The following is a 10,848-nucleotide window of genomic DNA, read 5'->3' on the forward strand; positions in this document are numbered from 1 at the left end:
TTAGCTTTCAAGGGTAATGTGTCGCTTTTTCAATAAAAAACTTGTGTTTTGAGCATATTTACTCATAAAATCAGGTATTTAACTCGAAAAACTACTTTTGTTGATATAGTTCAAAAAATACTTGTTTTCGTAATATTATGAGTTTTTGGCTCACCAAAACCCTCAATAAATAGCGAAACAAAAAAAACTATTATCTTTGCCTCGTTGCAAATTATCTAACCAAAGAACTGAAATATAAATCATTAAAAATGGGAGTTCGTTCGATACTCAGTAAACCCATAGCAGCTTATGTGGTTGCACAGCAGAAAAAGTGGATGGCTCGCTCGGCAGAAGTACAGGCCGAGTGGCGACAAAAGTTGGTAAGCCAAGCTGCTCAGACGGTTTTCGGTCGTGACCATCATTTCAATGATATTCGCTCTTACGATGACTTCAAGCAGGCTGTTCCTATCCGTGACTACGAAGACCTAAAACCTTATGTAAACCGAGTAGTTGAGGGCGAAGAAAATATTCTTTGGGCAGGAAAACCACTTTATTTTGCCAAAACTTCGGGTACGACTTCAGGTACAAAATATATTCCTATCTCAAAGGATTCGATTCATAATCACATTGATTCGGCTCGAAATGCCTTACTCAATTATGTAAACGAAACAGGTAAATCGAAGTTTTTAGACAATAAACTCATCTTTTTGTCAGGAAGCCCCGAAATGACCGAAAAAGCTGGCATCAAAACTGGCCGACTTTCGGGCATTTCTACGCATCATGTTCCTGCCTATTTGCAAGCGAATCGCTTACCATCTTACGAAACAAACTGTATTGAAGATTGGGAAACCAAACTCGAAAAAATCATTGATGAAACCATCAATCAACCCATGAGTTTGATTTCGGGAATTCCGCCGTGGGTGCAAATGTATTTTGATAGAATTCAGGCTCGCACGGGCAAGAAAATAAAAGATGTTTTTCCCGAATTTGACTTATTTGTTTACGGTGGCGTAAACTTCGAGCCTTACCGAGCAAAACTTTTTGAATCCATAGGCAAAAAAGTTGACTCTATTGAGTTTTTTCCTGCGTCTGAAGGCTTCTTTGCTTACCAAGATAAGCAAAACAACGAAGGAATGTTGCTACTCCTTGATACTGGTATTTTCTACGAATTTATTCCTGCCGAAGAGTTTTTCAACGAAAACCCGACTCGTTTGAGCATCGAACAAGTCGAATTGGGCAAAAATTATGCACTCGTTATCAATAATAATGCTGGACTTTGGGGCTATTCGATTGGCGATACTGTAAAGTTTGTTTCGCTCGACCCTTATCGTGTGATTGTTTCAGGAAGAATCAAGCATTACATTTCGGCTTTCGGCGAACACGTCATTGGCGAAGAGGTAGAAAAAGCCATGAAATATGCTTGTGAACGTCAACCCGAAGTTGAGATTGTAGAATTTACGGTTGCCCCGATGGTTACACCCAATGAAGGATTGCCTTACCACGAATGGCTCATTGAGTTTGCTGTTCCGCCCAAAAATGTGGAGCAGTTCAACAATGATTTAGACCAAAAGATGACCCAACTAAATGTCTATTACGATGACTTAATTACGGGTAGCATTCTGCGGAAATTGGTTATTACACCATTGCAAAAAAATGCCTTCATCGACTATATGCGTTCGCAAGGAAAACTTGGCGGACAAAATAAAGTTCCTCGTTTATCAAACGACCGTAAGATTGCCGATGCCTTGAAAAAGGTATAATTTATTAGGCATTGGTGTGGTTTGATAGATAAATTGATAGAGACAAGGCGACCGTCGCTCGGCATGCCTTGTCTCTACGTCGTAAATGACAACACAATCTTTAATACATCATATATCATACATCACACATAAAAATCCCCATCTATCAAAAACTAAGATAAATTTCTGTATATACATATATTTTTGTAGTCAGAAAAAAAGAACTAAACTATAAGCCGTATTATGTTACAATTTTTGAAGTATGTTTTCGCTACTATTGTCGGGATTTTCCTGTTCACAATTTTGAGTTTTTTTGTGTTGATAGGAATCGGAAGTTTAATGTCGAGTTCGGAAACTAAAACCGAAGTTGCGTCTAACTCGGTTCTTAAACTTGATTTAAACCAAGTTATCAGAGAGAATGCAGCTGAAGAAGACCCTTTCACCGAAATTCTATCGGGTGGAAATAGCCCAGGTCAAGTGAGTTTACCACAAATCAAAGAAGCATTGGCAAATGCTAAAATCGACCCAAATATAAAAGGGATTTATCTCAAAGCCGAAAATCCAATGGCTGGAATGGCAACTTTGAAAGAGGTGAGAGAATATTTATTAGATTTTAAAAAATCGAAAAAGTTTATCTATTCTTATGGCGAAACCATGACCGAAGGCTCAATTTACCTTTGTTCGGTGGCCGATAAAAGTTATTTAACACCTGCTGGTGGCTTAGATTTCAATGGTTTGAGTGCCAATTATTCGTTCATGAAAGGCTTATTTGAGAAAATCGGTGTAAAACCCGAAATTTTCAGAGTCGGTGAATATAAAAGTGCCGTTGAGCCATTCTTCTTGACAAAAATGAGCGATGCCAACCGTGAGCAAACACAATCGTTTATTTCTGACATCGCTAACAGTTTTTACGGAGATATTGCGGCTTCTCGCAAAATTCCGATGGAAGAATTAAATAATATTCTGAATAATGCCTTGATTCAAGAACCAACCGATGCCGTAAAATATAAGTTGATTACAAATACTGGTTATTGGGATGAATTCGAGACTGCTCTTCGCCACGAATTAGGTTTCAGTGCCGATAAAAAAATCGAATACATTGGCTTAAATAAATATTTGAAAGCCGATAAATTGGTAGAAGAGGGCAGTAACTCAAATCGAATTGCGGTAATTGTGGGTGAAGGTGATATTCTTTCGGGCGAAAGTCAAGACGGAACAATTGGTTCGGAAACCATCGTAAAAGAATTACAAAAAGCTCGCAAGGATTCAAAAATCAAAGCTATTGTATTGCGTATCAATTCGGGTGGTGGAAGTGCCTTAGCCTCTGATGTAATGTGGAGAGAAGTTGAATTGACCAAGAAAGTAAAGCCAGTTATTGCATCAATGGGAGACTACGCCGCTTCGGGTGGCTATTATATGGCTATGGGTTGCGATACGATTGTGGCTCAACCAACAACCTTGACAGGCTCAATTGGTATTTTTGGAGTATTGTTCAACGTAGAAAAACTCATGAACGAAAAACTCGGAGTTACATTTGATGGTGTAAATTCACACAAATATGCCAACTTCCCATCGGCAACTCGTACAATGACCGATGCTGAGAAAAACATGATTCAGAATGGTGTAAATAAAGGCTATGAAAGCTTTACATCTAAAGCTGCCAAAGGCCGCCACATGAGTATTGAAAAACTTAAAAGTATTGCCAGCGGTAGAGTCTGGACGGGTACTCAAGCCAAAGCAAACGGGTTGGTTGATGTTTTGGGTGGTGTAGATGATGCTATCAGAATTGCAGCTAAGAAAGCTAAATTAAAAGATGGCGACTACCGTGTAAAATATTTACCAATTAAAAAATCGAGCGTTGAAACCATATTAGAGAAATTTGGTAATGACCAAGAAGACGCAAAATTAAAAGCATATTTAGGCGATTTCGCACCGTATGCTAAGCAGTTGAAAAATCTTCAAAGCATGGATAAAGTTCAGGCAAGAATGCCTTTTGAATTGGAAATAAAATAATGCTGAAAAGGCATTTAACTAAAGCCTAAATCAAACTTTATCATCAAAAGGAGAAAGAAATTAGTACCTTTGTACGAAATTCTTTCTCCTTTTTGACTTTCGTAGGACAAGTTTCTATCGGAGTTGCGTACAACCTTGTCACAGAGCGAGAACAAGAAATAAAAGGTGATACGTTAGCAATATGAAAAATACAAAATTAATAGAAGCAAAATTTGTCACGAGTGCGGCAGATTATCGCAAATGTCCGCCACCCGAAAAACCAGAATATGCCTTTATTGGCCGTTCAAACGTAGGTAAATCGTCGTTGATAAATATGTTGGTGGGCAATAAAAACTTAGCAAAAACCTCTCAAACCCCTGGAAAAACACAATTAATCAACCATTTTGAAGTAAACAAAAAATGGTACATTGTCGATTTACCTGGCTACGGTTTTGCCAAAGCACCAAAAGGCGAGCGAGACAAATGGGGCGAAATGATTGGAAATTATTTGGTCAATCGTGAAAACCTTATGTGTGTTTTTGTATTGATTGATATTCGCCATGAGCCACAAAGAGTTGACTTAGAGTTTCTTGACTTTTTGGGGGAAAAAGATGTGCCGTTTTATCTGATTTTTACGAAAGCTGATAAAGTTGGAAGTGTAACCGCCGAACAAAATGTTGAGTCATTTAAGAAAACGATGCTTTTAAGTTGGACGAAAGTTCCGCAATATTTTATCACTTCTTCGGAGCGACGAACTGGCCGTGAGGAATTATTGAAAGCAATCGAAGAGTTGAATCTGTCTTTTACGAAATAATTTGTACTTTTGCAGCGTTATTTCGTAGGTCTAAAAACTTTGATATAAAATTATTTAAAATTGTCGTCTATCGTCTATTGACCATAGACTAAATAAAAAACAATATATTTTTCAAATGGAATTATTAAGAGATATTGCCCACATTTCTGGAAAAAGTGGTTTGTATAGAATTTTGAAGCCAGGGCGTGGTGGCGTAATCGTTGAAACACTTGACGAGAAAAAACAAAAAGAAATGGTTAGTTCAAATGCCCGTGTATCGGTTTTGAAAGACATTTCGATTTATACAGAAGACCCAAACAAATCAACTCCACTGGGAGATATTTTCTTGAAAACTCGTGAACTTCATGGCGAAAAAGTAGAGTTTGATTTCAAAACAGCATCAAACAATCAAATATTTGATTTATTTGCTACTGTTATGCCTGATTTTGACCGTGAGCGTGTGTATGCTTCCGACATCAAGAAAATCGTAAATTGGTATAATATTCTTTCGGCTACAATGCCAGAACTTTTTGTTCCTGCTTCAGAAGAAACTACTGAGGAAGTTGCCGCAGTGGACGCTGCTACCGAAGAAGCAAAAGCGTAATTCTTGAAATAAGATATTTTAGAAAGCCCATCGGAAACGATGGGCTTTCTTTTTATAGAAAATACCAGTTTTTTTTAATTGTTATTGTCATGCTGAAAGCATCTGTTATTGTGTTACAAGTTCAACGTTAACGGATGCTTACAGCATGACAGAAATTTAATCATAAATGCTTCATACTTACTTCAACACAACCGTCTTCCCAGTTTTTGAAGATTTCACGGCAGCATCTAAAATCTCCATTGCCACCATATTGATTTTCAGCGACCCTAAATCATTTTCTGACTTTACTTTACCTCGTGCTACTGCCGCAAAATAAGTAAACGCATCATTCATGGGACTTTCAAGTGGCTTTACCGCAATTTTCTCTTCGGGCAAAGCATTTCTATCTCCTTTTCTGACAGTCATCTGTGCCGATTTATCAGCAAAAATATAGCCTGTTTTGCCATAAACTTCAATATCTTTTCTATCAAAAGGCCAATTCCACGAGCCCTGAAAAATACCTTGTGCTTTTGGATAAGTTACTACGATAGTTGCTTCATCATCAACGTTTGGATAAATTTCTGGCTTGATAGTCTGCGTAATGGCCGTTACCGAAGTTGGTCGTTCGCCTTTCATCAACCACGCCATAATATCTGCTCCATAGCAACCAAAATCAATGATTGCACCACCGCCATTTTTCACGGGGTCAGTTAACCAACTCAAAAACTCTTTGCTCACACCAATTTCTTTCGGCCCACGGTGTCCGTCATGAATTACTACTTTTCTAATATCGCCAATAGTATTTTCGGCATGAATCATTTCGTAGGCTTGATGGTTACTCGCATACCACGTGGTTTCGTAATTAGTCAAGAGTTGAATATTGTGCTTTTTTGCTAAGGCTGCCATTTGTGTAGCATGAGAAAAATTCACCGCCAAAGGTTTTTCAACCATGACGTGAACGCCTTTTGGGGCACATTTCTGCACAGTTTCGAGATGCTCGATGATGCTTCTGAAATCACAAATGGCTTCGGGCTTGGCTTTTTCGAGCATTTCGTCGAGGCTGGCGTACCAAAGGCTTTCGGGTAGATTATATTTTTTCAATAATCTTAGAGCCAATTCTTTATTTGGCTCGGCAAAACCAATGATTTCTACACCCGCACGGTTGGGATTATTCAAAATCTGATAAACGTGGTCGTGCGTCATGCCCGCAATGCCCATTCTGACGGGTTTTTCTTGAGCAAATACAAATGTTAGGCTTAGGAATAAGCCCAAAAAGAGGAGTTTTTTCATGTTAGATAGAAGGTTGAATCAATCAAATTTAGCCAAAAACCATCATTAAGACTATTTTTTAAGAAAAGTTTTCATCAGAAAACCTATTTTTGCGTTATAGTTGCAAATAATTACAAAACTATCGACCATGGTCAATGGTCTATCGACTAAAATGTCAATAAAAATCCAAAATCTAAGCAAAGTTTATGGTACTCAACGTGCCGTTGATGATATATCTTTTGAAGTTGCCAAAGGCGAAATTGTAGGTTTTCTTGGCCCCAATGGTGCAGGAAAATCAACAACAATGAAAATCTTGACTGGCTATTTACCCGCCACCGATGGCTCGGCCGAAGTAAATGGTTTTGATGTGAAAACGTTGCCGATGCAGGTCAAAAGTAGTATTGGATATTTGCCTGAGCATAATCCTTTGTACTTGGATATGTATGTGCGTGAGTTTCTCGAATTTGCGGGTTCGCTTTATGGTTTAAAGGGCAAAACCTTACAAATAAAAGTAGCCGAAACCATCGAAATGGTAGGTTTGGGCTTAGAAAAACACAAGAAAATCGGCCAGTTATCGAAAGGTTATCGCCAGCGTGTGGGACTTGCCCAAGCTTTGATTCATAACCCCGATGTGCTGATTTTGGATGAGCCAACCACAGGCCTTGACCCGAATCAGTTGGTGGAAATCAGAGAATTGATAAAATCAGTTGGTCGAAATAAAACTGTTATTTTTAGTACACACATCATGCAGGAAGTAGAAGCTATCTGCGACCGTGTGGTAATTATCAATAGAGGGAAAATCGTGGCGAATGGCACGCTTTCCGAACTTAAACAAGGGGGAAAAGGTATTGAAGATGTTTTCCGTGAATTAACTGCATAACTTTATGAAGAAACTCGGACTTGTGGGAGGCATCAGTTGGGTGTCAACACTTGATTACTACAGGTTTATCAACGAAGGTATTAACGAAAAACTGGGTGGTTTTAATTTTGCAGAATGTATCATTTACTCGCTCAACTTTGATGATTTTCAAAGAAATAATGTTGCAGGAAATTGGGACACTACGTTCAAATTAATTGCTGATGCCTGCGAGAACCTAAAGAAAGCAGGAGCAGAAGCCATTGTTTTGTGTGCAAATACGGCTCATGCCGTTGCTGAAAGAGTGGAACAACAAGTGCAATTACCCATTATTCATATTGCTACTGTTACAGCCAATGAAATTAACCGACAAGGACTTAAAAAGGTAGGTTTGCTCGGCACTAAGTTTACAATGGAAATGGATTTCTACAAAAATAAACTTCGTGAAAATAACATTGATTTTATTCTTCCAGAACCCCAAGAAACACGAGATTTTATTCAACAAACCCTCAGAGATGAACTCGGTAAAGGAATAATAAAGCCTGAAACCAAAGTTGCTTACATCAAGATTATCAACCAATTAATAGAAGAAGGGGCAGAGGGTATTATACTTGGATGTACCGAAATTCCGATGATAATCAGCCAAGCAGATGTTGCGGTGCCTGTTTTTGATACTACTCAAATTCATTCAAAAGCGGCTGTTGAATTTGCCGTTTCTTGAGGGAATTTGAAATAGAATGTCCAGTTTGGACGTTTCTATGAATCCTAATTAATCTTTTTAATCTTACCGAATGCTCGAAATTTGTAGTTTTTCTTTAGAATCTTGCCTGACTGCTCAAAAAGCAGGTGCTGGTCGTGTTGAATTGTGTGGTGGAATGTTTGAAGGTGGCACAACACCCTCTGCTGGTTTGATAAGTTTAGCTCGTCAGCATCTGACTATCAAATTATACGTCATGATTCGCCCTCGTGGTGGAGAATTTTGCTATTCTGATGCTGAATTTGAGGTAATGAAAGCCGATATTCAGACCGCCAAAAATCTGGGTGCTGATGGCGTAGTTTTCGGAATTCTGAACCCCGATGGTAGTGTTGATAAAAAACGTACCACCGAACTCGTAAATTTAGCCGCTCCGCTTAAAGTTACTTTTCACCGAGCCTTTGATGTAGCCAACGACCCCATTCAGGCCTTAGAAGAGATTATTGATTGCGGTTGCGAACGAATCCTTACTTCTGGACAAAAAAACATTGCCATCGAAGGAATTGATTTACTGAAAACTTTAGTAGAAAAATCTCAAAATCGCATCGAAATAATGGCTGGAAGTGGCGTTTCGGCTCAAAATGCTCAACAGTTTCTAAATATCGGTATTCATGCCTTACACATGACAGGCAAGGGAATCCAAGAAAGCAAAATGATTTTCCGCAAACCAGATGTGAGCATGGCAAGTGCAGCACTTACCAACGAATACGAAATTTATGAAGCTGATTTTGATAAATGCAAAGCGGTAGTTGAAATCATAAGCCATTAATCTAATTCTTTGCACTCAAAACCATTTTTTGTCAGGGTAGAAACTACTTTTAAAGCAATATTTTCGGTGGTTTCTACTCTCAAAATCTTATCACAATCTTCGAGGTCGAAATTCCATTTGGCATAACTCAAAGTTTGGTCGAGTAACGGTTTTATCTGCCTAATTTTTCGCTTCGAGCTAACTGATATTCTGAAAACAAGTACCATTATTTTTCTTCCATTGGTATTTTACTCAAAATCTTACTATCAATATAAAATGTACCGAAAGGCACAACGCACGCCAACAGCACTTTCCAAGTTGTGTCTTTGAAACGCCATTTTTGTTCTACGCCCACACTTAGCGTATTGAAAACAAAGAGCAAAAACAGAATACCATGAAGCTGACCCACAATTTTTACGAGTGCGGGATTTCCATATAGGTATTTCATGGGCATAGCGATAAAAATCAGAATCAGTAACGAGATTCCTTCAAAAAATCCAATGATACGAAGGCGACCGATATTGGTAGAAAAATATTTGTTCATAATCAGAATGTTCGGATATAAGGACGATTAGCAAGTGGTGAAAAAGGCCATGGAATGGCTATGGAAATGATAAATAATGCCAACGAAAACCATAGAAGCATAGTTCTAAACTTCTCTTTATCATTTGCTTTACGTTTGGCCATTGCTGAGCCAATTGTAAGCAAAATAATGGCTACCAACATCAAGAAAATGTGGATGATTCCGAAGAAAAGAACGTCTAATTGTTGGCTCATTTCTTTGAAATTTGCCCAAAAATATTTGATGACTGGGTTCTGAATATAAAGCGTCATACCGACGACTAACTGGGCGTGTGCTATGGTTGCCGTCCAATGTCTAATTGAATTATCGATTTTTGTAAAAATCGTGTTTTTTGTAAAACCACGATACGCCCTAAAAATAGCTAAAATCAAACTGGCCAGCACGAGCCAACGGAGTATCGAATGGAGCGATACGAGGAAAATTGAACTTGAAAACATACTTTTTTATTAATTTTGATGTTACAAAGTTCGGTATCGTATTGGTGGAATAGTTAGGACGAGTAAATCAAGTTTTAGGACTTTTCAATCATTTTTCTAAAAGCTAACGGACTTATGCTCTCATGTTTTTTGAAAAGCCGACTAAAATAAGATTGGTCGAAAATACCAATTTCGGCAGCTACTTCGCTGATGGCATTGTTGGTTTGGAGTAATAAAACCTTTGCTTCGGTCACGATGGCTTCATCAATCCATCGTGATGGCGATTTCAGTGTAACATCTTTAATCACTTTATTCAAATGATTAGGGCTTACATTGAGCAAGGCTGCGTAATCGCTTACTAAATGATGTGTTTTGATTTGTTTGTGAAGTAATTCTTTGAATTTATTGGCAAGAAGAATCGAAGTTTTGCTCGTTGTATTTGAGTTAGGCTCGTATGAATACCCAAGGTCACATAGGGCCGCAATAAAATTTGAGGTAATAATATTCTGATTCTTTATGCCATTGATAGCATATTCATCAAGTATTCGCTGAAATGTATGAGCCAAATATTTGGCAATTACTTTGGTGGGTTTGATGATTGGATTTGCCCAAATATTCAAGAAATCGAAATCTTTTAATAAATCTTTGTTGCCGATTTTTCCTACTAAAAAATTATCATCAAAATTGCAGATAAAGCCCGTGTTTACTTCATATTTTTCGTAGCAAAAGACTTGTCCTGCGGGTACGACCAAACATTCATCGGCATAGATTTCTACTTGGTGAAAGCCTATTTTCATGGTAGCGATGCCACTTGTCAGAAAAATTAACGTGTGAGTTGTGGCACGGGTAGGTGGAATCGGCAGCTTAGACAAACGCAACATTTCTTCGACCCGAACAATGAAAAAACGCCCATAATCTTGTCTGATTATTTCTTGCATTTTTAGGTCAGGCTCCATAAACCTGTCCACAAATTGTTCGGTATTGAATGTTTGTATTTGCTTGTCGTTGTTCATTCATTAAAAATAAAACGTCGGTAAAACTTAAGCTTTACCGACGTTAAAACTAATGATGTCTTGTCCTGAAATAGCGATACACAAAAAAAACATCGTTATGGAATTAAAGACAAATTATGTCAA

General features: G+C 38.1%; 12 protein-coding genes. 7 read left to right on the forward strand and 5 right to left on the reverse strand.

Annotation, left to right across the window (positions count from 1 at the left end):
* Positions 1-248: 248 nt before the first annotated feature.
* The 4 genes from IEX65_RS26480 to IEX65_RS26495 all read left to right on the forward strand — a co-directional run bounded on the left by IEX65_RS26480 (position 249) and on the right by IEX65_RS26495 (position 5,107).
* Positions 249-1,739, forward strand: a complete 1,491-nt coding sequence (locus IEX65_RS26480; RefSeq protein WP_188771163.1) for a GH3 auxin-responsive promoter family protein — start codon at positions 249-251, stop codon at positions 1,737-1,739.
* 222 nt (positions 1,740-1,961) lie between these two features.
* Positions 1,962-3,731, forward strand: a complete 1,770-nt coding sequence (gene sppA / locus IEX65_RS26485) for a signal peptide peptidase SppA (RefSeq protein WP_188771166.1) — start codon at positions 1,962-1,964, stop codon at positions 3,729-3,731.
* A gap of 181 nt (positions 3,732-3,912) precedes the next feature.
* Entirely contained in the window at positions 3,913-4,524 is a 612-nt protein-coding gene (yihA, locus tag IEX65_RS26490) for a ribosome biogenesis GTP-binding protein YihA/YsxC (protein ID WP_188771168.1), read from the forward strand.
* Between the two features lie 115 nt (positions 4,525-4,639).
* On the forward strand, positions 4,640-5,107 hold the full coding sequence (locus IEX65_RS26495) for a DUF5606 family protein (protein ID WP_188771170.1): 468 nt from the start codon (positions 4,640-4,642) through the stop codon (positions 5,105-5,107).
* Positions 5,108-5,284: 177 nt separating this feature from the next.
* Here the strand turns inward: IEX65_RS26495 and IEX65_RS26500 are convergent, their stop codons facing one another.
* Positions 5,285-6,376, reverse strand: coding sequence for a Gfo/Idh/MocA family protein (locus tag IEX65_RS26500; RefSeq protein WP_188771172.1), 1,092 nt, complete (start codon positions 6,374-6,376; stop codon positions 5,285-5,287).
* 151 nt (positions 6,377-6,527) lie between these two features.
* On the opposite strand from IEX65_RS26500, the gene IEX65_RS26505 reads away from it, so the two are divergent.
* The 3 genes from IEX65_RS26505 (at position 6,528) to IEX65_RS26515 (ending at position 8,734) form a co-directional block, all read left to right on the forward strand.
* Complete coding sequence (locus IEX65_RS26505) at positions 6,528-7,235, forward strand: ATP-binding cassette domain-containing protein (protein WP_188771175.1); 708 nt, start codon at positions 6,528-6,530, stop codon at positions 7,233-7,235.
* 4 nt (positions 7,236-7,239) lie between these two features.
* Entirely contained in the window at positions 7,240-7,932 is a 693-nt protein-coding gene (locus IEX65_RS26510) for an aspartate/glutamate racemase family protein (RefSeq protein ID WP_188771177.1), read from the forward strand.
* A gap of 70 nt (positions 7,933-8,002) precedes the next feature.
* Positions 8,003-8,734, forward strand: a complete 732-nt coding sequence (locus IEX65_RS26515) for a copper homeostasis protein CutC (RefSeq protein ID WP_188771179.1) — start codon at positions 8,003-8,005, stop codon at positions 8,732-8,734.
* Here the strand turns inward: IEX65_RS26515 and IEX65_RS26520 are convergent.
* From IEX65_RS26520 to IEX65_RS26535, 4 genes are all read right to left on the reverse strand, one after another.
* Positions 8,731-8,940: a hypothetical protein gene (locus IEX65_RS26520; RefSeq protein ID WP_188771181.1), complete on the reverse strand. Its 210-nt coding sequence runs from the start codon at positions 8,938-8,940 to the stop codon at positions 8,731-8,733. The genes IEX65_RS26515 and IEX65_RS26520 overlap by 4 nt on opposite strands.
* The gene (locus IEX65_RS26525) at positions 8,940-9,257 is read right to left on the reverse strand and encodes a DUF3817 domain-containing protein (RefSeq protein ID WP_188771183.1); all 318 of its coding nucleotides are present in this window, start codon (positions 9,255-9,257) and stop codon (positions 8,940-8,942) included. The genes IEX65_RS26520 and IEX65_RS26525 overlap by 1 nt, the downstream gene beginning before the upstream one ends.
* Before the next feature lie 2 nt (positions 9,258-9,259).
* The gene (locus IEX65_RS26530) at positions 9,260-9,733 is read right to left on the reverse strand and encodes a hypothetical protein (protein WP_188771185.1); all 474 of its coding nucleotides are present in this window, start codon (positions 9,731-9,733) and stop codon (positions 9,260-9,262) included.
* Positions 9,734-9,807: 74 nt separating this feature from the next.
* Positions 9,808-10,725 (reverse strand): helix-turn-helix domain-containing protein, encoded by a 918-nt coding sequence (locus tag IEX65_RS26535; protein WP_188771187.1) that lies wholly within the window; start codon positions 10,723-10,725, stop codon positions 9,808-9,810.
* Between the last annotated feature and the right edge of the window lie 123 nt (positions 10,726-10,848).

The sequence above is a fragment of the Emticicia aquatilis genome (genome assembly GCF_014644295.1).
Lineage (GTDB): Bacteria > Bacteroidota > Bacteroidia > Cytophagales > Spirosomataceae > Emticicia > Emticicia aquatilis.